The 22,263-nt window shown below is 74.1% G+C and carries 21 protein-coding genes and 1 pseudogene; 7 read left to right on the forward strand and 15 right to left on the reverse strand.

Translation table 11 applies throughout. From position 1 onward, the window contains the following. Positions 1–57 precede the first annotated feature (57 nt). Positions 58–1,329, forward strand: coding sequence for a pyroglutamyl peptidase (locus tag ACIQU4_RS20880; protein ID WP_403732650.1), 1,272 nt, complete (start codon positions 58–60; stop codon positions 1,327–1,329). A gap of 5 nt (positions 1,330–1,334) precedes the next feature. Here the strand turns inward: ACIQU4_RS20880 and ACIQU4_RS20885 are convergent, their stop codons facing one another. Further along, positions 1,335–3,068 carry a DUF885 domain-containing protein gene (locus ACIQU4_RS20885; RefSeq protein WP_403732653.1) on the reverse strand — a complete coding sequence of 578 codons (1,734 nt, stop codon included), beginning with the start codon at positions 3,066–3,068 and terminating at the stop codon, positions 1,335–1,337. 209 nt (positions 3,069–3,277) lie between these two features. Between ACIQU4_RS20885 and ACIQU4_RS20890 the strand changes: the two genes are divergently transcribed. The 3 genes from ACIQU4_RS20890 to ACIQU4_RS20900 all read left to right on the forward strand — a co-directional run bounded on the left by ACIQU4_RS20890 (position 3,278) and on the right by ACIQU4_RS20900 (position 4,710). Next, complete coding sequence (locus ACIQU4_RS20890; RefSeq protein WP_403732655.1) at positions 3,278–3,703, forward strand: hypothetical protein; 426 nt, start codon at positions 3,278–3,280, stop codon at positions 3,701–3,703. Positions 3,704–3,785: 82 nt separating this feature from the next. Continuing rightward, a complete protein-coding gene (locus ACIQU4_RS20895) occupies positions 3,786–4,436 on the forward strand; it encodes a hypothetical protein (protein WP_403732657.1) in 651 nt (216 codons plus the stop codon). Positions 4,437–4,509: 73 nt separating this feature from the next. Beyond that, positions 4,510–4,710: a hypothetical protein gene (locus tag ACIQU4_RS20900; protein ID WP_403732660.1), complete on the forward strand. Its 201-nt coding sequence runs from the start codon at positions 4,510–4,512 to the stop codon at positions 4,708–4,710. Positions 4,711–4,787: 77 nt separating this feature from the next. On the opposite strand, the gene ACIQU4_RS20905 is transcribed toward ACIQU4_RS20900, so the two are convergent. The 8 genes from ACIQU4_RS20905 to ACIQU4_RS20940 all read right to left on the reverse strand — a co-directional run bounded on the left by ACIQU4_RS20905 (position 4,788) and on the right by ACIQU4_RS20940 (position 13,761). Further along, a complete protein-coding gene (locus ACIQU4_RS20905; protein WP_403732662.1) occupies positions 4,788–5,585 on the reverse strand; it encodes a hypothetical protein in 798 nt (265 codons plus the stop codon). Positions 5,586–5,751: 166 nt separating this feature from the next. After that, entirely contained in the window at positions 5,752–6,171 is a 420-nt protein-coding gene (locus tag ACIQU4_RS20910; protein ID WP_403732665.1) for a hypothetical protein, read from the reverse strand. Positions 6,172–6,262: 91 nt separating this feature from the next. After that, positions 6,263–7,633: an MFS transporter gene (locus ACIQU4_RS20915; RefSeq protein ID WP_403732667.1), complete on the reverse strand. Its 1,371-nt coding sequence runs from the start codon at positions 7,631–7,633 to the stop codon at positions 6,263–6,265. 74 nt (positions 7,634–7,707) lie between these two features. After that, complete coding sequence (locus tag ACIQU4_RS20920; protein WP_403732670.1) at positions 7,708–9,732, reverse strand: prolyl oligopeptidase family protein; 2,025 nt, start codon at positions 9,730–9,732, stop codon at positions 7,708–7,710. A gap of 83 nt (positions 9,733–9,815) precedes the next feature. After that, positions 9,816–11,465 carry a glutamate synthase subunit beta gene (locus tag ACIQU4_RS20925; RefSeq protein WP_403732672.1) on the reverse strand — a complete coding sequence of 550 codons (1,650 nt, stop codon included), beginning with the start codon at positions 11,463–11,465 and terminating at the stop codon, positions 9,816–9,818. A 44-nt stretch (positions 11,466–11,509) separates the two neighbouring features. Beyond that, on the reverse strand, positions 11,510–12,376 hold the full coding sequence (locus ACIQU4_RS20930) for an alpha/beta fold hydrolase (protein ID WP_403732675.1): 867 nt from the start codon (positions 12,374–12,376) through the stop codon (positions 11,510–11,512). A 92-nt stretch (positions 12,377–12,468) separates the two neighbouring features. After that, a complete protein-coding gene (locus ACIQU4_RS20935) occupies positions 12,469–13,245 on the reverse strand; it encodes a nucleotidyltransferase domain-containing protein (RefSeq protein ID WP_403733106.1) in 777 nt (258 codons plus the stop codon). A gap of 78 nt (positions 13,246–13,323) precedes the next feature. Then, positions 13,324–13,761, reverse strand: a complete 438-nt coding sequence (locus ACIQU4_RS20940) for a MarR family winged helix-turn-helix transcriptional regulator (RefSeq protein ID WP_403733109.1) — start codon at positions 13,759–13,761, stop codon at positions 13,324–13,326. Between the two features lie 91 nt (positions 13,762–13,852). On the opposite strand from ACIQU4_RS20940, the gene ACIQU4_RS20945 reads away from it, so the two are divergent. Next, a complete protein-coding gene (locus ACIQU4_RS20945) occupies positions 13,853–14,749 on the forward strand; it encodes an alpha/beta fold hydrolase (RefSeq protein WP_403732679.1) in 897 nt (298 codons plus the stop codon). On the opposite strand, the gene ACIQU4_RS20950 is transcribed toward ACIQU4_RS20945, so the two are convergent. Next, positions 14,728–15,009: a DUF6225 family protein gene (locus ACIQU4_RS20950; RefSeq protein ID WP_403732683.1), complete on the reverse strand. Its 282-nt coding sequence runs from the start codon at positions 15,007–15,009 to the stop codon at positions 14,728–14,730. The two genes, ACIQU4_RS20945 and ACIQU4_RS20950, sit on opposite strands and share 22 nt — an antisense overlap. Before the next feature lie 74 nt (positions 15,010–15,083). Then, the gene (locus ACIQU4_RS20955; RefSeq protein ID WP_403733112.1) at positions 15,084–15,647 is read right to left on the reverse strand and encodes a TetR/AcrR family transcriptional regulator; all 564 of its coding nucleotides are present in this window, start codon (positions 15,645–15,647) and stop codon (positions 15,084–15,086) included. Between the two features lie 12 nt (positions 15,648–15,659). On the opposite strand from ACIQU4_RS20955, the pseudogene ACIQU4_RS20960 reads away from it, so the two are divergent. Then, a pseudogene (locus ACIQU4_RS20960) lies at positions 15,660–15,884 on the forward strand (indole acetimide hydrolase); the annotation flags it as partial. 57 nt (positions 15,885–15,941) lie between these two features. On the opposite strand, the gene ACIQU4_RS20965 reads toward ACIQU4_RS20960, so the two are convergent. The 4 genes from ACIQU4_RS20965 to ACIQU4_RS20980 all read right to left on the reverse strand — a co-directional run bounded on the left by ACIQU4_RS20965 (position 15,942) and on the right by ACIQU4_RS20980 (position 21,235). Continuing rightward, complete coding sequence (locus tag ACIQU4_RS20965; protein ID WP_403732686.1) at positions 15,942–17,597, reverse strand: isovaleryl-CoA dehydrogenase; 1,656 nt, start codon at positions 17,595–17,597, stop codon at positions 15,942–15,944. Further along, on the reverse strand, positions 17,581–18,195 hold the full coding sequence (locus ACIQU4_RS20970) for a TetR/AcrR family transcriptional regulator (protein WP_403732688.1): 615 nt from the start codon (positions 18,193–18,195) through the stop codon (positions 17,581–17,583). Before ACIQU4_RS20970 ends, ACIQU4_RS20965 begins: the two co-directional genes overlap by 17 nt. A gap of 97 nt (positions 18,196–18,292) precedes the next feature. Then, positions 18,293–19,615, reverse strand: a complete 1,323-nt coding sequence (locus tag ACIQU4_RS20975; RefSeq protein ID WP_403732691.1) for a cytochrome P450 — start codon at positions 19,613–19,615, stop codon at positions 18,293–18,295. 162 nt (positions 19,616–19,777) lie between these two features. Next, a complete protein-coding gene (locus ACIQU4_RS20980) occupies positions 19,778–21,235 on the reverse strand; it encodes an MFS transporter (protein ID WP_403732694.1) in 1,458 nt (485 codons plus the stop codon). A gap of 100 nt (positions 21,236–21,335) precedes the next feature. Between ACIQU4_RS20980 and ACIQU4_RS20985 the strand changes: the two genes are divergently transcribed. Next, entirely contained in the window at positions 21,336–22,235 is a 900-nt protein-coding gene (locus ACIQU4_RS20985) for a helix-turn-helix domain-containing protein (protein ID WP_403732697.1), read from the forward strand. Positions 22,236–22,263: the final 28 nt, after the last annotated feature.

The raw sequence follows: 22,263 nt of genomic DNA on the forward strand, positions 1-22,263 counted from the left end.
AGACCTGCAAAAAGGCGTCTGGTGGGGCGTGGCGCCGGCTATGTAATGTCACATCGCATGATGCTTTTACGGCGCACCGCCTCGCTCGCGGTCCTTCTCGCCACCGTCCTCCCCCTGGCCGTCACCGCGCCCGCGCACGCGGACGACACCTCCTCCTGCCGTACGACACCCTCCGCTCCCCTCGACACCGAGCAGGCACGGCTCGCGGATGCGCGGAGCACCGCGCTCGTCGAACGCGCCGGGTTCGGGGACTTCGTACGGCGCTTCCCCGCCGCACTGTGCGCGGTCCGCAACCCCGCCGAGGCCGGCCGGCTGCTCGACGGCTGGGGAGAGGCGCTCTGGCAGTCCGCCGTACGCCGCGCCCAGGGGCAGCGGCCCGGCGGCGACCTCCCGGCCGGGGACGACCGCCCGCTGTACTGGACCCGGCTGGCCATGACCACCGCGCTCGCCCGCTGGGAGCCGGGATTCCCCGTCGACCGCGCCGCGCTGCGCGCCCGCTTCGAGGACGCCTCCCGCGGCCTCGCCGACAACGGCTTCCGGACGCCGGCGGGCATACGACGCGTCTTCATCAGCGGCTTCGACCCCTTCGGGCTCGACACCGAACTGCGCCGCGCCAACCCCTCCGGTTCCGCCGCCCTCCAGCTCAACGGACGCCGGATCACCCTCGCCGACGGCAGCCGCGCCGAGATCCGGGCCGTCGTCCTGCCGGTGCGGTACGCCGACTTCGACGCCGGCATCGTGGAGCGGGCCTTCGCCCCGCGCCTGGCCGGCGGCTCCGGCGCGGCGGACGTCATCACCACGATCAGCCAGGGCTACCCCGGCGTCTTCACCCTGGAGGCCTGGGCGGGCCGGTCCCGGTCGGCGGATCCGTACCCCGACAACACCGGCTCCCTCTCCGGCGGCACCCGCGAGCACCCGGTGACCGCCCCCGGTCTCGGCCCGGGCGCGGAGTTCATCCGGACCACGCTCCCGACCGAGGCGGCGACCGGCGCCGTGCAGAGCCCGTACCCGGTACTGCTCAACACCGCCGTCACCGAGATCCCGGCGGGCGCCGCCGGGCCGGTGGACCGCGCGGACGGTCCGACCCCGGGTTCGCGGGCGGTGGAGGGCGGCGGGGGCGGCTACCTGTCCAACGAGGTGGCCTACCGCTCCAACCGCCTCCGCGGCGAACTCGCCCCGCAACTGCCCGGTGGCCACCTGCACACCCCGGTCCTCACCGGCCTCCCGGCGGACCCGAGCCTGCTGACGGGTCCCGAGTTCGAGCGCAACGAGACCGCGATCACCGCGGAGGTCCGCGCCGTCCTGGAACACACCGCCGCCCGCCCCTGATCCGCCTACAGGGATCCGAGTTCGTCGCTCAGATCCGTCAGACCGAGTGAGCCGAGCGAGAGCGCGGCCATGTGCCAGCGTTTGAGGTCGAAGTCCGGGCCCTGCTTGGCCCGGGCCCGCTCCCGCCCCTCCAGCCAGGCCCGTTCGCCGAGTTTGTACGAGATCGCCTGGGCGGGCCGGCCCAGATAGCGGACGACCTCGCTGTCCAGGTAGGCCGCGGGCCGGCTGGAGTAGCGGCCGAGGAACTCCCGCGCCAGCGCGGGAGTCCACCGCTCCCCCGGCCGGAACGGCGAGTGCGCGGGGATGCTCAGCCGCAGGTGCATGCCGATGTCGATCACCACGCGGACGGCCCGCATCATCTGGGCGTCGAGGTGGCCCAGCCGGTGGGCCGGGTCGGTGAGGAACCCCAGCTCGTCCATGAGGCGTTCTGCGTACAGGGCCCAACCCTCGGTGGTGGCACTGACCTTGGCGACGTTCGTCTGGTAGCGGGAGAGGCCCGCCGCGACGAACGTCCAGTGCCCCAGCTGGAGATGGTGCCCGGGGAAGCCCTCGTGGTACCAGGTGGAGACGAGGTTGTGGGTCGGGAAGCGGGTCCGGCCCAGCGTCGGCAGCCAGGTCCGGCCCGGGCGGGCGAAGTCCAGGGACGGCTGCGAGTAGTACGGGGCCGCGGGGCCACCGGGCGGCGCGATGCACGACTCGACGTGCCGGACCGGCTCGGCGATGTCGAAGTGCCGCCCGTCCAGGGCCGCCACGGCCTCGTCCATCAGGGACTGGAGCCAGACCCTGGCCTCCTCCACTCCGTGGACGCTCTTGCCGTGGTCGCCCAGCCAGGCCAGCACCACCCAGGGGTCCTGCCCGCCCGGCAGGATGCGCGTGGCCTCGGCCCGCATCTCGGGCAGCAGCCGGTGGAACTCCTCCCAGCCGTACGCGTACGCCTCGTCGAGGTCGAGGTCCGCGCCGGTGTAGTAGCGGGCGAAGCGGCCGTACCGCTCGCGCCCGACGGCGTCCTCGGCGCCGGCCCCGGTGGCCTGCGCCTCGTACTCGCGCCGGAACCACTCCCCCAGCTCCGCGAAGGCGCCCGTCGCCACCCGCGCCGCGGCCTCGACCTCGGCGCGCAGGTGCGCCGGCGCGCCGGCGGCCAGCGGGCCGAACCCACCGCCCTCCGAGCCCGTGGAGCCCGTGGAGCCCGTGGAGCCCAGCCACTCCTCCAGTTGGGCCACGTTGGCCCGTACCTGGCGCGGCGCCGCGGCCAGTCCGCGCCCCACGCCCTCGGCGAGGGAGGCCCGGTAGCCGCTCAGGCAGTCCGGCACGGCCCGCAGCCGCTGCGCGATCGCCGCCCAGTCCTCGGGCGTACGGGTCGGCATCACCGCGAAGACCTTGCGGACCCGGTGCAGGGGCGAGGAGATGTTGTTCACCGCGCGCACGTGCTCGCCCGCCTCGTACTGGGCGAGTTCCGCGTCGAGCCGCTCCCGCAGCAGCCGTGCGCACCGCCGCTCGACGTCGGCGTCCGCGTCGGCATCCGCTTCGGCATCCGCTTCGGCGTCGCTCCCGGCGAGCCGTACGAGGGTCTCGCGCGCGAGAGAGGCCTCGGCGTCGGCCCCGTCGGGCGAGAAGTCCGGCAGTCTGCCGGCGCCGACGGAGGTGCCGAGGTACGTGCCGGTGATCGGGTCGAGCGCTACCAGGGCGTCGACATGCGCGTCGGAGATCTGGCGGGGCAGCTCACGCTGAGGCCTCAACATGCCCGAAGCCCTGCCCACCGCCTCCCCCCGACAAGCCCCGGGCCCCTGTCTTTGGCCGGTATCCCGCACCCGGCCACCCGGCCGCTCACGCTCTGCGAGCAGGGCGGTTACGCCCCGACGTGCGCCGAGCGCCGCCGGTACGCACGATGGACTACGGGACCGATGTGGCACGAAGACCTGGGTCCCGCACCCGAGAGAGAGGCGGCGCGATGAGCAGCACGCCGAGTGGAAGTGGCACGCCGACCGGTACCAGCAGTCCCTGGGCGGCCGGCGGCACGACGTTCGCAGGTGTCCTGATGATCGTCGGCGGCGTCTTCGCCATCATCGAGGGCATCGTCGCCATCGCCAATGACGAGGTGTACCAGCGCGTCGGCGACTACACCTTCAAGTTCGACCTCACCGCCTGGGGCTGGATCCATCTCATCATCGGCATCCTCGTGCTCCTCGCCGGTGCGGCGATCCTCAAGGGCATGGAGGCCGGCCGGATCGCCGGTATCGCGCTGACCTGCCTGTACGTGATCGCCCACTTCATGTGGCTGCCGTACCAGCCGCTCTGGTCGATCGTCGCCATCGGCATCGGCGTGTTCATCATCTGGGCCCTGTGCACCGACACCCCGCGGCAGGCGCGGCCCTGACGGGGTGACGGCGGCGGCCGGACACCGCCCGATACCCTCGTGCCGGTACGCGTACGTCACCGGCACGAGGAGCAGGGACAGCATGACGATTCACCGGCCGGGCCGGCCCAAAGACCTGCCGACGGCGGAACTGCTGTGGGCCCGGTGGGCGTTGGTCGCCGTACTGGAGGCGACCACCGAGGCGGAGAGCCGCGGCATCCACCGCACCGGCCACTGGATCAACGGCTCCGCGCTCCGTCTCGACGACGCCGGCTGCACGTGGTGGGCCCTGGCCCGGATGGGCCAGGGCCGCTTCGTGCTCTACGGCGAGGACGAGTCGAGCGGCGTCAAGTGGCACAAGCCCGCGGTCGACATGCTGGCGCAGGGCCCGGACTGGCTCCCGTACGACAAACTGCGAGACCTGCTGGAGGGCTGGGAGCTGGGGTGCGTCTACTGGTACGAGAACGGCGCCTGGGCCCGCGCGCCCTACCCGGAGGACCTCACGGACGACGGCCTGGACTGCGGTATGGACCGCTTCGTCGAGCGGCGGAAAGTCCTCGAACTGCTGGCCGACCACGGCCCGGCCGCGGAGGAGCTCCTGGAGGCCGCCGAGGAGTACCGGCTGGCGCCTCGGGCACTGGACGCCCTGGTAGCGGCCACCGGCAACGAGGACCGGGACGAGGACTGGGACCTGCCCGCCATGCACCGCGCGCTGCACCTGGCCGGCCTCGCGGGGGAACCCGTCACCACGTAGTGCACGGGTTCCCGAAGTGTTCTAGCGTCGTATGAGGCGTCCGCGTGGAGGTGAGAACGTGGAGGTGAGAAGGGTGGCCAGTCCGACTCCGGCCCAGTTCCGGGCCGTGCACGGCGACATGGGCCGGTGGCAGGCCGTCGACTTCGAGGTGTACGAGCACCTCGTCGAGAACCAGTACGTCGTCCACCCGTGGCCCCGGCCGGAACCCGGCGACCGCCCGCCGCCCCGCCAGGGCCCGAACCCGACGACCGGACTCGGGCCGCCGCCCGACTAGGACCTGTCCGGCCGAGCACGCCGAACTGCTCGGGCGCTCGGCATCCGCGAGATGCCGGGGAAGGTGCGCGAGGCGCGTCAGGTGCGCTTCTCCGAGGTGGTGCGGAATTGCAGGGCGATCCCGGCGGCCTCGGAGAGGCTCTTCTCGTCCGCCAGTATCACCTGGCCGGATGTGCCGGAGTCGGTCCATGCGCACACGATCGGGCGTCCGGCGGCCGGCAGAAAGCCACAGCTCAACTGGCCGCCCCAGGGGCCCGCTTCGAAGCTGGTGACCTCGGTCGCCCGTGCTCCGGCGAAGAAATTGCGCGACTCTTGCGTCATGGTGTCCGAGCGCTTCTCCTCGGCCAGCCGCGCGTCCCACTCGACGGCGTTGATCTGAAGCACGGCGCCTACCGGCCCCTCACCGGGACCGTCGTAGAACCAGCGCTTGCCCGAGGGCGCTTTCTCGGAGGTGAGCCGGTCGTATTCGGCGGCCTCCGTGCCGGTGAGCAGCCGGTAGGCGCCGACGTTGGCGGCGGGGTCGATGACACGCTTGGGCGCCGGGGGCTTCGCCGCATCGGAGGGAGCCTGGGCTGCGGGCTCCTGGACGACGGGGGCCGCTTCGGCGGCAGGCGGCTCTCCTTCGGGGAGGGTGAACGCCCGCAGGAGACCCACTGCGGCAACGGCCAGCAGGACGCCGCGGATGATGTTGCCTCGGCGCACCGCCTCCGCACCGGCTCGCTCGGCGTCAGCCGCACTGGTCGCAGCGGGACCACGGCGCCAGGTCCGGGTGGCGAACCAGATGACGGCCATGGCGATCGCGGTGGCGAGAAGCGCCCCCAGCCACTGCCCATCGGCGTAGCTCTGTGAGTTGGTGTCGACGGACAACGTGATCATGCCGGAATCGTAGACGGACTCGCACGCGTGTTCGTATCCGGGAGTGGTCACGATCACGCATCGACAAGCGTGGCCCGGGCGGGCCCGACCGACCGCTCGACGGTGCGGTGTTGCGCTTCTTGTATCGCTCTTCGCCGAAGCCAGGCGGCCGCCCGCCGGACAAGTCCTAGGCGCAGACCCGCCCGGCGCGCGGGGCGGCTAGCCGCCGGGCCCCGCGGACCAGGCCGTACGTGCCCAGCGCCGCCACCGGGACGGCCGTGACGGCGACCGCGGCCCACTGCTGCGCGTAGTGCACGGCCTGGGTGGGCGTCCGCTCGAAGGTGATCATCGGGCCCCAGGTGTAGTAGCCCCAGATCATGAGCAGCTGGGAGAGCACGGCGCGCAGGACGGCGTGCACCGCCGTCGGCGCCGTGGCCGAGACCAGCAGCACGACGGCCGCGTACGGCACGTACCCGGATGCGAAGCGGCTCGCCGCGGTCACGTTCATCCCGTCACCGTCGCCCGCGACGGCGATCCAGGCGGACAGGGCTCCGGCGGCCAGGGCCACGGCCGTGGTGACGGCTGCTCGCTGCGCGCCCCTCTTCATCTCGTTCTCCTCACCTGCCACGTACCGACGCGATCTCCTCCACCCTCCATCGCCGGTATGCGCGGAGAATGACAGGAATGTGACCGTTTCGTCACGAGGTGGTCGTGGGGAGCGGCCCCGTCTCCTCCCCGGCGCGGTCCTCCTCGGCGCGGCCCTTCGCGGCGCGGCCCTTCGCGGCGCGGCCCTTCGCGGCGCGGCCCTTCGCGGCGCGGCGCCGCAGCGCGTCCTCGTCCCTGTCGGCGTCGTACGTCACCAGCTTGGGCAGCATTACGGACAGGGCCGCCACCGCCGCCACGCACATCAGGCCTCCGCTCCAGAACGCCGGCCGCGTGCCCGTCCAGCCCGCGACCGTGCCCGCGCGGACCTGGCCCAGCTGCGGGCCCACGCTGTACGAGAGCACCTCGATGCCCGCCAGCCGCCCGCGCAGCTCCTCGGGGATGGTCTGGTTCCAGATCGTCGCCCGGCCCAGGCCGCTCAGCATGTCGCCGGCGCCCGCGACCGCCAGGCACGCCAGCACCACCCAGATGTCGGTGAACCAGCCGGCCGCCGCGATCGCCACGCCCCAGACCGCGGCTCCGCACACCACGAACAGGCCGTGCCGCCGCACCCGGGAGGTCCAGCCGCTGGTCATCCCGAGGGCCAGGGAGCCCACGGCGCCCGCCGAGTACATGAGGCCCAGCGCCCACACCGCGTCGAGCTCGTCCGCGAGGAAAGGGAAGATCGTGTTCGGGAAGGCGAAGAACATGGCCGCCAGGTCCGCCGCGTACGTGCCCAGCAGCACCGGCCGGCTCCACGCGTAGCGCGCGCCCTCGGCGATCCCGCGCAGCGAGGGCCGCTGCGCATCGGGCGAGGGCGGCGCCGGGGCCAGCCGGGTGCACAGCAGGACGGACAGCGCGAAGCCGGCGACGGTGACGCCGTAGGCGGCCGGATAGCCGGCGTAGGCGACGACCAGCCCGGCGAGCGCCGGTCCGGCGATCGCACCGATCTGGTAGCGCAGCGCGTTGAGCGCGGCGGCCGCGGTCATCTGCTCGTGCGGCACGATCCGCGCCATCATCGAGTCCAGGGCCGGGCGCTGCAGCCCGGCCAGCGCCGAGACGCCGGCCGCGACCACGTACAGGGGCCACAGCAGCGGGTTCGGCAGCAGGGAGTTCACGAGCAGGACCAGGGCCAGTACCCCGAGCCCGGCCTCGCTCAGCAGGATCATCCGCCGCCGGTCGATCGCGTCGGCCAGGGCCCCGCCGTAGAGGCCGAAGACGACGAGCGGGACGAGTTCCACCGCGCCCATCGCACCGACCGCGAGCGGCGAGTCCGTCAGGTGCTTGATCTGGAGCGGGAGGGCGATCATCGCCATGACGGACGTGAAGAACGTGATGGCGCCCTGGAAGAAGAGCAGCCGGAAGTCGCGACTGGAGCGCCACGGGGCGAGGTCGGGCAGCAAGCGGGACGAACGGGTGGTACTCACAGCGGATCATCGTGCGGGAGCCGCCCGCGCCCGGGCAACGCATTTTCGTGTTCCCGGGCGCGCGGCGGTGCCGGTCACCTCGTGCCGGCGCCCAGGTGCTGCCACAGGAACGTGTACGCGAGCGCGTGGTTGACGGCGGCCTGTTCGTTGTCGCTGGCCCCGCCGTGGCCGCCGCCGGTGTTCTCGTGGAAGAGCACCCGGTGTCCCAGCTCCCGCAGCCGGGCGGCCGCCTTGCGGGCGTGGCCGGGGTGGACGCGGTCGTCGCGGGTGGAGGTCATCAGCAGCAGGGGCGGGTACGGCCGGTCCGCGGCGAGGTTGTGGTACGGGGAGAGGGCTTCGAGGTGGGGCCGGTCGTCCTCGCTGTCGGGGTCCCCGTACTCGGCGACCCAGGAGGCCCCGGCGAGCAGGCGGTGGTAGCGCAGCATGTCCAGGAGGGGCACCTTCGCCACGACCGCGCCGAACAGCTCCGGGTGACGCACCAGCATGGCGCCCATCAGCAGACCGCCATTACTGGCTCCGGTGATGCCGAGCCGGTCGGGGGTGGTGACGCCCCGGGCGGTGAGGTCGGCGGCGACGGCGGCGAAGTCCTCGAAGGCCCGTACCCGGTTCGCGCCGAGGGCGGCCCGGTGCCAGGCGGGGCCGTATTCGGAGCCGCCGCGGATGTTGGCGACCGCGTACGTACCGCCGCGGGCGAGCCACGCCCGACCGGTGAGCGGGCTGTAGCCGGGGGTCTGCTGGTCCCGGAAGCCGCCGTACCCGTAGAGGAGCGCGGGCCCGGGCCCGTCCTGGCCGGCGGGGCCGACGACGAAGTACGGGACCCGCGTACCGTCCGCGGACCTCGCGAAGAACTGGCGGACCGCCAGCCCGCGCGCGTCGAAGCGGGCGGGGGCCTGCTTGACCGGCTCGGAGTCGGCGCCGATGTGCCCGTACGCGAGGGTGGAGGGCTGCAGGAAGCCGTCGACGTTCAGGAAGTACTCGTCGCTGACGTCCGCGTCGGTGTCGGTGACGGTCGCCGAGGACAGGGCCGGCACGTCCGCGAGCGGCCGGCGGCTCCAGCCGTCCGGGCCCGGGGTGAGGACCTCGATGCGGGTGGCGACGTCGGCCAGCGTCTCCAGGATCAGGTGGTGGCGGGTCCAGCTGTGCCCGGCCAGCGCGGTGCGCTCGTCCGGCGCGAACAGCACCTGCGCGGTGCGGTCACCGGCGAGGAACGCGTCGAAGTCGAAGGCGAGGAGCGAGCCCGCCGGGTGTCCGAGCCAGGGGGTCTTCGGGGTGACGATCAGCCACTGCCGGTACGCGTACTTCCCCGCGTCGTCCGGGACCTCGATGCGGACGAGCCGGTCGCCGTCGGCGAGCAGGTACAGCTCGTCGTGGAAGAAGTCGGTGTGGCGGGAGACGAAGTCGCGCTCGTGACCGGGGGTGGGGTCGTGCCAGCCCGCAGCGGACACGTCGCCCGCCTCGGCCTCGAAGACGAGCTCGGCGTCCGCCGGCGGGGTGCCCCGGCGCCAGCGGCGGACCGTACGGGGATAGCCGGAGGCGGTCAGCGAACCGGGTCCGAAGTCGGTGCCGAGGAAGACGGTGTCCTCGTCGATCCAGCCGATCCGGGTCTTCGCCTCCGCGATGTGGAAGCCGCCGTCCTCGCCGGGGACGAAGACCCGGCCGTCGAGGTCGAACTCGCGGACCACGACGGCGTCGGAGCCGTCCCGGGACAGCTGGACCAGAGCCCGGCCGTAGTCCGGGTACCGCACCCGGGCGCCCGCCCACACCCACTCCTCGCCCTCCCGCGCCGCGAGGGCGTCGATGTCGAGGAGCACTTCCCAGGCGGGGTCGTCCTTGCGGTACTGCTCCAGAGTCGTACGCCGCCACACGCCCTTCGGGCGGTCCGCGTCCCGCCAGAAGTTGTAGAGGTGCGCCCCGCGCCGGGCGGTGTACGGGATGCGGTCGGCGTCGTCGAGGACCTCGCGCAGTTCGTCGCGCAACGCCTCGAAGCGCGGGTCGGCGGCGAGCGCGTCGGCGGTCTCCGCGTTCCGCTCCCCCACCCAGGCCAGCGCGGCCTCGCCCTCGACGTCTTCCAGCCACAGGAAATGATCTTCAGCAGTCACCCCACGATTGTGCAGCCCCGCGGGGCGGGCCGGAGCCGCGTCGGGTCAAGCCTGGTCTTCGAGTCCGGTTCCGGCGGGGCCGGTCAGGCCGACAGCGGCCGGTCGTGGGCGGCGACGGGGGCGGGCAGGGCCGTGGAGCCGGTGAGGTAGCGGTCCACGGCGGCGGCCGCCGCCCGGCCTTCCGCGATGGCCCACACCACCAGGGACTGGCCGCGCCCGGCATCGCCCGCCACGAAGACCCCGTCGGGGCGGCGCCGGGAAGGCCGCTCCCTCGGCGGGCCCCAGGTCGGCGGCACGCCCGCCGCCGGGGCCTCGGCCCAGGGCGGCGCCTTGGGCGTCGCGGGACGGCCCGGCGGCGGGGAGGCGCCGGGTTCGCCGAGCTTGCCGGAGTTAGCGGACCTTCCGGACTTGCCTGGTTCGCCGAGGGCCGCGTAGTGCGCGTCCCGGGCGAAGTTGCCCCGGTCGTCCCGGGTGAGCCCGAGCTGTTCGCCGAGCCGGCAGGCCCGCTCGGGGCCGGAGAAGCCGAGTGCCAGCAGGACCAGCTCCGCCTCGATGACCCGCTCGGTGCCCGGCATGGGCCTGCGCCCCACGGGCTCGACCGCCGTGAGGTGCAGTGCCCGTACCCGGCCGTCCGCACCGCCCTCGAAGTGCAGGGTGGCGCTGGAGAAGAGGCGGGGATCGGTGCCGTGGCGCCCGCGCGCCTCCTCGTGGGCGTGGGAGATCCGGTACACCTGCGGGTGTACCAGCGGCCACGGCTCTCCCTCCGGCCGCTCGGGGCCCGGCTCCGGGCGGATGTCGAGCTGGACCACCGACAGCGCTCCCTGCCGCAGGGCGGTGCCCAGGCAGTCCGAGCCGGTGTCCCCGCCGCCGACGATCACCACGTGCCGGCCCTCGGCGGTGAGCGCGGGCGCCGCACAGTCCCCCTCGCCGACCCGGTTGGAGCAGGTCAGGTACTCCATGGCCTGGTGGATGCCGGGCAGCTCGCGGCCCGGCGCGGCCAGCTCCCGGCGCTCCTCGGCCCCGACGGCGACGACGACCGCGTCATGGCGCCGGCGCAGTTCCGCCGCGTCCACGCGGCCGCCTATGTCGGCGTCCGTACGGAAGATCGTGCCCTCGGCCCGCATCTGGGCGATCCGGCGGTCCAGGTGGATCTTCTCCATCTTGAACGCGGGGATCCCGTAGCGGAGCAGGCCGCCGATGCGGTCGGCCCGCTCGTAGACGACGACGGTGTGCCCGGCCCGGGTCAGCTGCTGGGCCGTGGCGAGCCCGGCCGGGCCGGAGCCGATGACGGCCACGGTCTGCCCGCTGAGCCGGCCGGGCGGCGCCGGCGGGGCGTACCCGAGCTCCCAGGCCTGGTCGGCGATGGTCTGCTCGACGTTCTTGATGGTCACCGGGTCGGCGTTGATCGCCAGTACGCAGGAGTCCTCGCAGGGGGCCGGGCAGAGCCGGCCGGTGAACTCGGGGAAGTTGTTGGTGGCGTGCAGCCGCTCGGCCGCGGCCCGCCACTCGCCGTGCGCGGCGTACGCGTTCCACTCGGGGATGAGGTTGCCGAGCGGGCAGCCGCCGTGACAGAAGGGGACGCCGCAGTCCATGCAGCGGTTCGCCTGCTCGGACACCAGGGGCAGCAGCGTCTGCCCGGCGTACACCTCGCGCCAGTCGCCGAGCCGCTGGTCCGCGGGGCGCGACGGAACGGAGCTACGCGGGGTCCGGAGGAACCCGTACGGGTCGGTCATACGCCGCCTCCCTGGTCACAGGCGGATACGGCGGTCAGACCAGGTTACGCCGGGTTCGCGGCTCCCGCGGTGGCCAGGAACGCCGCGATGACCCCGGTGAACCGCTCGGGGTCGTCGAGCCACGGGGCGTGGCCGGCTCCGGGCTGGACGACGAGCCGGGCGTGCGGGAACAGACCGGCGTACTCGGCGGCGGCCGGCTGCGGCAGCGATACGTCGAACTCGCCCGCGAGGACGAGCACGGGAGCGTCGAACCCTGCGAGTGCCGTACGGGTGGCGTCGGGGTCGAAGGCGCCTTCGCCGGCGTAGCCGGCCGTGGCCCCGGCGTTCTTCTGGGCCTCGTCGGCGGCATCGAAGGCCCGGGCGGCGTCGTCCCAGCGGCCGTGGAGGAAGGGGGCGATCGCCTGCCAGCTGTCGGCGGTGCCCCGGCCGGCGACGACGGCCTCCAGGGCGGCGTACGCGTCCGCGTACCAGGGCTCGCCCCGGCGCAGACGGGCGGTCTCCAGCCTGGCCTCGCCCGTGATCGTGATGCCGACGCCCATGACGCTCGGGGTGAGCAGGACGAGCTTGCCGACGCGCTCGGGGTGACGGCCGGCGTACAGGGCGGCCAGGTTCGCGCCGGCCGAGTGCGCGAGCAGGTCCATCCGGTCGAGGCCGAGATGTGTGCGCAGGGCCTCGACGTCCTCGACCTGCCGGTCGCAGCGGTAGGAGCCGGTGTCCGCGGGCACTTCCGATCGGCCGGTGCCGCGCAGGTCCAGCATGATCAGCTGCCGCTGCGCGGAGAGCCCGCCGAGCCCGCCGAGGTAGACGGAGTCCCGCATCGGCCCCCCGGGCAGGCAGACGAGCGGCGGTCCGTCCCCGCCGAGGAGGCGATAGGCGAGCGTGGTCCCGTCGGGCGCGGCGAAGGTAGGCATGCCGCAGACCCTGCCAGCGCCTTGCCCCCCGGACAACCGGGTTTCCCCGTACCTTCCCCGCACCCTCCCCGCACCCTCCCCGTACCTCTCGGTCAGAGGCCCGCTCGGGTCCGGGCGACCAGGGCGCGGGCCTCGGCGACGGTGGCCGTCAGCGCCTCGGCGGTGGTGCCGGGCGCGCCCAGCAGGTCGCGGACGCGGTGGCCGAAGCCGGCGGGTGCGCCGGGCAGCGTCTCGGCGACGGCCAGCGCGCCCTTCTCGTTCAGGCACCAGCGGCGGTCCGCGGCGAACAGCGCCTGCACCAGCACGCCCACGGCCCGGGACAGGCACAGCGACACGTACAGGGCGTCCGCCCGGGCCGCGCCCTTCGCCGCTCCCTCGACCAGGAACTCCGCCTCCCAGGCCCCCGCCGTCAGCGCCTCCCGCAGCGGCTCCGGATAGTCGGCGGTCTGCCGTCGAAGGTCCGTCAGCTCGTCCGTCGGATCGGCGAGTACCCGCCCGAGCGCCACCTCGCCCGCGTAGCAGGGCGACCAGAACCCGAGCGGATGCCCCGCCTGTACGCCGACCTCGTACCGTCCCTCGCGGCACTGCTCCCACACCTGCCCGACCCGGTCCAGATCCCGCAGGATCCAGTCCACGGCGGTCCCCTCGACCCGCAGCCACGCGCCGCCGTTCACCCAGGGGCCCCAGTCCCCGGGCGCGGCCACGTCCACCCCGGGTCCGGCCGACGCGCGCAGCGCGTCGAGATCGAGGTCCCCGCGGTAGTAGACGCCGAGGTCCCAGTCCGATCCGGGCCGGTGCTCTCCTCGGGCCCGGCTGCCGCCGAGCATCACGCCGACCACACCGGGCACCCCGGTCAGGCGCCGCGCCATGTCGTTGATGATCGTTTCCACCGCGCGAGTCTCGCACCGCACGCCCGCGCCGAGCCATCGGATTCCGGCCGGGCGGCCCTACGCACCCTGGCCGGCGAGGTCGGCAGCATCCAGGGCCGCAGTCAAGTAGCGCTGTACGACGTCCAGTTCACCGGGAGTGAACTCCTCGGCCACGTCGACCATGCCGCCGATCAGCGGGCCGAAGAAGGACCAGCCCAGCTCGACGGCCTTCGGCTCGACGACGAGCAGGATCCGGCGCCGGTCCTGCTCGTCGCGGCTGCGGCGGACCAGACCCAGCCGTTCCAGCCGGTCGAGGAGCCCGGTGGTACCCGCCGAGTTGAGCCGCAGCGCCTCACCGAGCCGCCCCGGGGTGACCACCTCCCCCGCCCGGTCGGCATCGAGCAGCCGGATCAGGGCCCGCAGATCGGTCGGATGCAGACCGTTGCGCGCCGCGAACTCGGCGCCGCGCAGGTGGAGTTCCACCGTGACCGCGCGCAGGAGGTGGACCAGACGCATGGCGGGGGTGTCGGTGTCGTCATTGCTCACTCGACTATTCTCTCGCCGAACGAGATAATCGGTCAACAAGACGATATTCGGGGGGCCTGCCGTGACCGTGTCCGCATCCGCATCCGCATCCGCATCCGCATCGCAAGAGTTCTTCGCTGCCTACGACGCGCTGCTCGCGCGCTGGCCGGCCGGCACCGCCGAGCTCGACGTCCCGACCCCGTACGGAACGACCCGCGTGCACGCATACGGGCCCGCCGGGGCCCATGCGGTCCTGCTCCTCCACGGCGGCGGCTCCACCGGCACCGTCTGGTTCGCCAACGCCGCGGCGCTCGGCGCGCACCACCGGGTCCTCGCCGTCGACATCCTCGGCGACGCCGGCCGCAGCGTGCGCGCGGGCCGCCCGCTGCGCACGACCGCCGACCTGATGGCCTGGCTGGACGCGCTCCTGGACGGGCTCGGTGTCCGGAGCGCCGCGCTGCTGGGGCATTCGTACGGTGCCTGGATCGCCCTGACGTACGCGCTGCACGCCGCGGAGCGGGTCGACCGGCTGGTGCTCCTCGACCCGACCCAGTGCTTCGCGGGGTACCGCCCCGGATTCCTGCTGCGCTCACTGCCCGTGCTGGTGCGCCCGCGGGCGGCCGGCGTGCTCGCGTACGTCGACCGCGAGACGGCGGGCACGGACACCGACCCGCAGTGGAAGCGGCTCTTCGCTCTGGCGGCCTCGGATGTCGCCGACCGGAAGCTGGTCGTCGGCCGGCGCCCGGACGCCCGGGCGCTGAGGGCCCCGCTGCTGGTCCTGCTCGCGGGCCGCAGCGGCGCCCACGATCCGCAGAAGGTCGCGGCCCGCGCCCGCGAGGCCGTACCGCACGCCCGGATCGAGACGTTCCCGCAGCTCACCCACTACGCGCTGCCCACAGCGGCGCCCGCGGAGACGGACCGTCTGATCTCCGAGTTCCTCGGGGCCGGCCGGGAAGGTCAGTCCAGGTCGAGGTGGTAGGCCCCGGCCGCGGCGTCGGCGAACAGCGTGAACTGGACCCGGTGGCCCGGCTCGCCGTCGTGGTCGCCCGTGCCTTCGCAGTCGACGTCCACCTCGACGGGCTCGGCGTCCACGAGGACGTACTCCCCGTAGCCCTCGAAGTCCCCGGGGCCGTCCGCGACGCCGATGTGGATCGGGGTCTCGTCGGGCAGCGCCGCCAGCGCCTCGCGGAGCCGGCCAGCGGTCCACACCTGCGGTTTGTGATCGAACATGTCAGCCATGCCGCGACATTAGAGCGCGAAAGGTGCACCACGGCCACGGCGCGCCGGAACGTTTCCCGCATCCGCGGCGACCGTCACCCGGAGTGCGTCCAGAGGCTGCCCAGGTGCGCGTGGAGGGCGTCCTGCGCCTCGTGCGGGGTGAGGTGGCCGGTGAGGACGTGCGCGGTGAGGCCGTCCGCGAGGGCGAGGAGGGTGCGGGCCTCGGGCTGCGGATCGAGGGGGGTTGCGCGGCCGGCGTCTTGCGCCGCCTCGGCGACGAGCTGGGTGAACGACTCCTGCAGGGCCGCGCAGTTCGCCTTCGGTGTCCCGGCGAGGGGCTCGCTGACCGCCGCCTGCGCGACGAAGGCCGGCCAGACCCCGGCCTCGGCCCGGTGCTCCTCCCGCAGCAGGGAGATCCCGGTGGCCGCATGGCCGAGGGCGGTGGCCGCCGACCGGGCCGGGCTCCTGGCGATCCGGGCCCGTACGCGCTCGCCGATGCGCTCGCCCACGTACCCGACGGCGAAGACGAGCATCTCGTCCTTGGTGCGGAAGCACCGCTGCACGGCGCCCGTCGACACCTGCGCCCGGGCGGCGACATCGCGCGGAGTGACTCCTTCGAGCCCGCTTTCGCCGGCCAGGCGGCAGACCGCCTCCGCGATGAGGCGTCGCCGCGCGACCGGGCGGGCCGCGCCCGGGTCGGGGCGGGCATGCGCCTGTGCACCGTGACCAGCTTCGTGGGCGTGCCGGCGGTGGCCGTGCCGAGGGGTGTGGCCGACGGGCTCCCGTGCGGGGTCCGGATCGTCGGGCGCGCGTTCCGGCAGGACCTGTGCCTGGACGCCGCCCAGGCGGTCGAGGACCAGCTCGGAGTGCTCACGCCCGTGGACCCGCGCGGGTGAGCGCGGGCCCGGCGGCGTCAGGGGCCCCGGGGCCGTGCCCGGCCTCGCCGCAGTCCGTCAGACGGCGGTCGTGGTCGCGGTGGCGGTCGCGGTCGTGGCCCGGGCCAGGATGGTTTCCGTGTCCACGCCCGTCGGGAGCGTCCCGTACGCGCCGCCGTGCCCGCCGCCCAGGCGGGAGCCGCAGAAGGCCTCGGCCACCGCGCCCGGGGCGTGGCGCAGCAGCAGCGATGCCTGGAAGACCAGGGCCATCGTCCCGGTGAGCTGGCGGGCCCGGTACTCGGCCTCGGCCGGATCGGCCAGTTGCTTGTGGAGTCCGGCCACCGCCGCGTCGAGGTGCCGGTCGGCGCCCGCCGCCCGCCCGACCTCCTCGAAGAAGGCCTCGACGGTGTCCGGCTGCCGGGCCATGGCCCGCAGCGAGTCCAGGGCGGCGACGTTGCCGGAGCCCTCCCAGATCGACGACAGCGGTGCCTCCCGGTAGAGGCGCGGCATGCCGGAGTCCTCGATGTAGCCGTTGCCGCCCAGGCATTCGAGGGCTTCGGCGGCATGCCCGGGGGCGCGCTTGCAGACCCAGTACTTGGTGACGGCCAACCCCAGCCGCCGCAGCAGCGCCTCGTCCTGGCTGCCCCGGGAGACCCGGTCCGTGGCGCCCGCGAGGCGCAGGGCGACGGCGGTCGCCGCCTCGGATTCGAGGGCGAGGTCGGCGAGGACGTTGCGCATCAGGGGCTGGTCGATGAGCGCCTTGCCGAACGCCCGCCGGTGCGTGGCGTGGTGGACGGCGCGGATGACTCCGAGGCGCATGCCGGAGGCCCCGCCGAGCACGCAGTCGAGGCGGGTCATGTTGACCATCTCGATGATCGTCGCGACGCCGCGCCCCTCCTCCCCCACCAGCCAGCCGAAGGCCTCGTCGTACTCGATCTCGGCGGAGGCGTTGGACCGGTTGCCGAGCTTGTCCTTGAGGCGCTGGAGCAGCAGACGGTTGCGGCTGCCGTCCGGCAGCACCCGGGGCAGCAGGAAGCAGGACAGCCCGCCCGGGGCCTGAGCCAGCGTCAGGAAGACGTCCGACATGGGCGCGGAGGTGAACCACTTGTGCCCGGTCAGCCGGTAGGTGCCGTCCGGGGACGGGACGGCGGTCGTGGTGTTGGCGCGTACGTCGGAGCCGCCCTGCTTCTCGGTCATCGACATGCCCGCGATCAGGCCCTGCTTGGTGTCGGGCCGGCGCAGTCCGTAGTCGTACGTGCGGGAGGCGAGCAACGGCTCCAGCCAGGCGGCGAGTTCCGGGGTCGCGCGCAGCGCGGGTACGGCGGCGTAGGTCATGGACACCGGGCAGGAGTGGCCCGCCTCGACCTGGCCCCAGACGAGGAACTTCGCCGCCCGCGCGACGTGCGCTCCGGCCCGGTCGTCCGCCCAGGGCGCGGCGTGCAGCCCGTGGGAGACGGCGGTGCCCATCAGCTCGTGCCAGTACGGGTGGAACTCCACCTCGTCGATCCGGTGGCCGTAGCGGTCGTGGGTGCGCAGCACCGGCGGGTTCTCGTTGACCACGCGGCCCCACTCCGCAGCCTGTTCGGAGCCGGCGAGGGCGCCGAGCCGGTGGATCTCGGGTATCGCCCACGCGGCGCCCTCGCGGGCGATCGCCTCCAGCAGGGCCGGGTCGGCGGCCGCGTCGTAACCGAGGTGCGGCGGCACCTGGTTGGTGACCTCATGCGTCTGCGGCATCGTGTCCTCCAAGGGCACGCAGGGTGAAGGTGATCAGACCGGGGATGACGTCCCCCGGGGCCGCGTCCCCGTCGGCCAGCGGGCCGACGAGCGCTTCGGCGATCGCGCCGACGAGCGCGGCGGCCGTCAACTCGGGTGATTGAGGCGGGAGTTCACCGGAGGCCACGCCAGCGGCGATCTGTTGCGCGTACACGTCGCGGAACGCCCGCCGGAAGACGAGGCGTTCGGTGTCGACGGCGGGGTCGGCCGGCTCCGCCAGCAGGGCGAAGGCCCGGCGCGGCGCTTGCAGCGCCCGGTACGCGAAGGTTTCGACTGCGGCCGCCACCCGCTGCGCGGCGCCGCCCGGGCGCTCCGTCGCGGCGGCCACCGCCTCCAGTTCCCGGGCCACGAGCGTACGGAAGAGCGCGGCGGCCAGCTCGGACTTCCCGGAGAACGACTGGTACACGCTGCCGGTGGAGATCCCGGCCTCGGCGGCGATGGCGGCGACCGAGCATCCGCCGTACCCCTCCCGGGAGAGCAGGTGGACTGCGGCTTCGAGCACCCGCTCGCGCCTGGCGTCGAGGCGGGCCTGCACGGAGGGCGGGCGACGGTAGGGCATGGAAGGATTGAAGCACCGATTCACTGCTTCACGCCAGACCCCCGGAAGCCCTCAGGAGCGCGGCGGGGCGGGGCGGGCGCAGTCCGGGAGAGGCGCTCTACGAGGCGAGGGCCGCCGGGGTGGGGCCGTCCGGGCGGACGGTGATGCTGTACGCGGCCTTCGTGGGGACGGAGTGGAACACCGGGACGTGGGCGGGCAGCAGGTGTTCCAGGAGGACGGTCGACTCGCGGAGGGCGAACCGGAGGCCGAGACAGGCGCGCGGGCCGATACCGAAGGGGAGGTACGCGCCGGGGTGGGTCGGGCGGCCGTCCGGGGCGGTGAAGCGGCGGGGGTCGAACCGCTCGGGGTCCGGCCACAGTTCGGGGTCTCGGTGCGTGAGGTACGGGCAGACGACCACGTCGGAGCCCGCTTCGACGGCGTAGCCGGTCAGCACGTCCGCCTCGGCGGCGTACCGGGGCAGGATCCACGCCGATGGGTAGAGCCGGAGCGTCTCGTGGACCAGGGCCTGGACGGCGCGGTGGCGTTCCGCCGAGCCGGGGGCGCCTGCGGCGAGGGCCTCCTCGCGGGCCGCGGGGTGGCGGTCGAGCAGGAGGTAGAGCCAGGTCAGGGTGGTGGCGGTGGTCTCGTGGCCGGCGACGAGCAGGGTGACCAGCTCGTCGCGGACCAGCCGGTCGGTGTACTCGGGGCGTTCGGCGGCCGCACCGAGCAGCAGGTGCAGGAGACCCGGGCCGTCGGGCCCGGCTTCGCCGCCGCGGGCGGCCTCGATGGCGTGGTGCGCGACGGCGTCGATCCTGGCGAGGTCGGCGGCTACGGCCTCCCTGGCGCCGGCGGTGTCGGCCGGCAGCTCGGGCATCGCGGCCACCACGGCGGCGAGGGCGCCCAGTTCGCGCTCGGTGCCGTCGTCGAGGGGGTGGCCGGTGAGGGAGCGCCAGATGGTGTCCAGGGCGAAGCGGCGCATCTCCAGGCCGACGTCGAACGGCTGCCCGGTACGGGCGTACGCGGCCCAGCGGCCGGCGGTGACCCGGGCGGCCTCCGCGATCCGCTGCTCGTAGCGGCGCATGCCGGTGCCGGTGAACTGGGATTGCAGCAGCCGCCGCTGGCTCTTCCAGGCCTCACCGGTCGCGGCGAGTACGCCGTCGCCGATCAACAGGCGGGCGCGGTGGGAGCGTTTGACGTACCGGTCGGGATGCAGGGCCAGCACGTGCCGGACCGCCCCGGGGTCCGTGACCAGGACCGTGGGGCCCGGCCCGAGACGGAACGCCGCGACTCCGCCGTGCCGTTCGCGCACCAGGGCCAGCAGGTCGACCAGTTCGGCCCCGTCGGAGCGCCACCGCTCCACGAGGGTGCGATCCAGCTCGGGGACCGGCCGTCCCGTACGGGCGGAGGGCGGACGGGGGTCGAAGCCGGCTTCGGTGGTCACGGATCTTCTCCTGTTCGCCGCTGGTCCCGGCCCCTGGCGGAGCCCGGGCATCACGGACTGTACGGGAGCGGACGCACCCGGGGGGTGTCTTACGGACACCCCGCCCCGGTCCGCAGCCCGGGGCCAAGGGGGGGTGGCCGGTGAGGCCGAGTGGGAGCGTCCCTACCGCACGACCCGCGGCAGGCGCAGGCTCAGGAGCACCGTCAGGGCGATCATGCCCAGCTGGACCAGCAGGGTGACGGCGAGCGCGTCCCGCATGCCTGCCGACGGGACCAGGGCGAGGAACAGGCTGCCCAGGGTCGCGACGCCGAGGGCGAGCGCGGACTGCTGGGTGGTGATCATGACCCCGCCGCCCACGCCCGCCCGGTCGGCCGGTACGTCGGACAGCATCAGCCGCATCAGGACGGGCAGTTGGAGCCCCTGGCCGAGGCCGGCCACGGCCACGCCCGGAGCGAGCGAGATCAGCCCGAGCTCCGGCCAACCGCGCAGGACCGCGAGGACGAGCAGGGTGACGCCGACACCCTGGAGGACGCCGCCCGCGGTGACGACGCGGCTCCCGAACCGGCCGACCAGCCGCGGCCCGGCGAGCGAGGCCGCGAAGAAGGCCACTGCCATCGGCACCAGCGCCAGTCCGGCCTCCACCGGGCCCATCCGCAGACCCTGCTGCAGGACCACCGCGATGACGAACATGAAGCCGCTGAAGCCGATCGAGAACGGCACCAGCAGGACCAGGCCCCGCCGCAGCGACTGCAGGCGCAGCAGGCTCGGCGGCACCAGCGGGGTGCGGCCGAGCCGGTCGGCGCGGCGCTCGGTCCGGTAGAAGGCCGTGGCGGCGAACGGGAAGACCGCGAGCGAGACCCACGTCCACAGCGGCCAGCCGGCGGCCCGGCCCTCGGTCAGCGGCAGCAGCAGTGACACCAGGGACAGGGCGAGCAGCAGCGTCCCCGGTACGTCGACCGAGGCCGGCCGGTCCGAGCGGGTCTCCGGTACGGCGCGGGTGGCGAGCACCAGCCCGAGGACCACCACCGGCACGTTGACCAGGAACACCGAGCGCCAGCCGAAGCCGGCGACGTCGGCGGCGACCAGGACGCCGCCCAGGATCTGCCCGGCAACCATGGACAGCCCGGCGGTGGCCCCGTACAGGCTCATCGCCCGGGCCCGGCGCGGCCCCTGGGTGGTGGCCTGGATGGTGGCGAGCACCTGCGGCAGCATCAGCGCGGCCGCGGCGCCCTGCGCCACCCGCGCCCCGACCAGGGTCCAGGCGGTGGGTGCGAGCCCGCAGAGGAGCGAGGTGACGCCGAAGGCGGTCATGCCGATCAGGAAGAGCCGGCGCCGTCCGGCCATGTCGCCGAGGCGGCCGCCGAGCACGAGGAGCACGGCGTACGCGACGCCGTAGCCGCCGACGATCAGTTCCAGCGTGGCCGGACCGGCCGCGAGGTCGCTGTCGATGGCGGGCAGCGCCACGTTGACGATGAAGAAGTCGATCAGGGGCAGGGCCGCGCCGAGCAGCACGGTGAACAGCCCGAGCGGGCCGATCACGGCCGGGGCCGGCCCGGAGGCCGGGCGGCCCGTCGGGGCGGACGGGGAGGGACGGGTGGTGCGTACGGTCGTTTCGCTCACACCGATACGATCGCCCTGCGCTCAGCCTGGTACCAGAGTCTTCCTATCCTGGTACAAGGACTACCTGGCAACGGGATGAGCGGTGCGGCACCCTGGTTCCATGACCACTGTTGCCTCCGACAGCGACGTACGCCGGCACGAGCTGGCCGATTTCCTGCGCAGCCGCCGGGAGCGGATCACGCCCGAGCAGGTGGGGCTTCCGCGCGGCCGCCGCCGGCGCACCCCGGGGCTGCGCCGCGAGGAGGTCGCCCAGCTCTCCGCCGTCGGTGTCACCTGGTACACCTGGCTGGAGCAGGCCCGCGAGATCCAGGTCTCCCCGCAGGTGCTGGACGCCCTGGCGCGCGCCCTGCTGCTCGACGCCAGCGAGCGCACGCACCTGTTCGCGCTGGCCGGCAGCCTCGATCCGACCCCGCACGCCCCGTGCCCGAGCGTGACCCCGGCGCTGCGGGCGATGCTCGACCAGCTCGGGCCGATCCCGGCCTGCGTCCAGAACAGCCGGTACGACATCCTCGCGTACAACGCCACCTACGGACGGCTGCTGTGCGACCTGGACGCGCTGGCGCCCGAGGACCGCAACTGCCTGTGGCTCGCGTTCACCAACGCGGACTGGCGGGCGTCGATGGCCGACGTGGCCGAGGTGAACCGCACGATCGTGGCCAAGTTCCGGGCCGCGATGGCGGAACACCTCGCCGAGCCGGCCTGGAAGGCCCTGCTGGCGCGGCTGGAGGCGCAGTCGCCGGAGTTCCGGGAGCTGTGGGCGCGCCATGAGGTGCTCGGCGTGGGCGCCAAGACGAAGTACATCCGCAACGCGCGCGTCGGCCTGCTGCACCTGGAGCACACCAATCTGTGGCTCGGGCCGGCGGCGGGCCCGCGCCTGGTGACGATGGTGCCGGTCGACGAGGAGAGCCGGGCGGGCCTGGAGCGGCTGGCGGGGCTGGAGCTCCGGGACCGCCGCGGACGGCCGGAGCCGCTGGAGCTCCTCGTGCCGGCCGCGGTCTGACGCACCCCCGGCCCGCCCGCACCCCCGG

The sequence above is a fragment of the Streptomyces sp. NPDC090741 genome (genome assembly GCF_044769045.1).
Classification (GTDB): Bacteria; Actinomycetota; Actinomycetes; order Streptomycetales; family Streptomycetaceae; genus Streptomyces.

What these genes read in the sequence shown, in the direction of transcription:
- ACIQU4_RS20880 (WP_403732650.1), top strand. Translation starts at nt 58, where the DNA reads ATGATGCTTTTACGGCGCACCGCCTCGCTCGCGGTCCTTCTCGCCACC.
- ACIQU4_RS20885 (WP_403732653.1), bottom strand. Translation starts at nt 3,068, where the DNA reads ATGTTGAGGCCTCAGCGTGAGCTGCCCCGCCAGATCTCCGACGCGCAT.
- ACIQU4_RS20890 (WP_403732655.1), top strand. Translation starts at nt 3,278, where the DNA reads ATGAGCAGCACGCCGAGTGGAAGTGGCACGCCGACCGGTACCAGCAGT.
- ACIQU4_RS20895 (WP_403732657.1), top strand. Translation starts at nt 3,786, where the DNA reads ATGACGATTCACCGGCCGGGCCGGCCCAAAGACCTGCCGACGGCGGAA.
- ACIQU4_RS20905 (WP_403732662.1), bottom strand. Translation starts at nt 5,585, where the DNA reads ATGATCACGTTGTCCGTCGACACCAACTCACAGAGCTACGCCGATGGG.
- ACIQU4_RS20910 (WP_403732665.1), bottom strand. Translation starts at nt 6,171, where the DNA reads ATGAAGAGGGGCGCGCAGCGAGCAGCCGTCACCACGGCCGTGGCCCTG.
- ACIQU4_RS20925 (WP_403732672.1), bottom strand. Translation starts at nt 11,465, where the DNA reads ATGACCGACCCGTACGGGTTCCTCCGGACCCCGCGTAGCTCCGTTCCG.
- ACIQU4_RS20930 (WP_403732675.1), bottom strand. Translation starts at nt 12,376, where the DNA reads ATGCCTACCTTCGCCGCGCCCGACGGGACCACGCTCGCCTATCGCCTC.
- ACIQU4_RS20935 (WP_403733106.1), bottom strand. Translation starts at nt 13,245, where the DNA reads ATGGCGCGGCGCCTGACCGGGGTGCCCGGTGTGGTCGGCGTGATGCTC.
- ACIQU4_RS20940 (WP_403733109.1), bottom strand. Translation starts at nt 13,761, where the DNA reads ATGCGTCTGGTCCACCTCCTGCGCGCGGTCACGGTGGAACTCCACCTG.
- ACIQU4_RS20950 (WP_403732683.1), bottom strand. Translation starts at nt 15,009, where the DNA reads ATGGCTGACATGTTCGATCACAAACCGCAGGTGTGGACCGCTGGCCGG.
- ACIQU4_RS20965 (WP_403732686.1), bottom strand. Translation starts at nt 17,597, where the DNA reads ATGCCGCAGACGCATGAGGTCACCAACCAGGTGCCGCCGCACCTCGGT.
- ACIQU4_RS20970 (WP_403732688.1), bottom strand. Translation starts at nt 18,195, where the DNA reads ATGCCCTACCGTCGCCCGCCCTCCGTGCAGGCCCGCCTCGACGCCAGG.
- ACIQU4_RS20985 (WP_403732697.1), top strand. Translation starts at nt 21,336, where the DNA reads ATGACCACTGTTGCCTCCGACAGCGACGTACGCCGGCACGAGCTGGCC.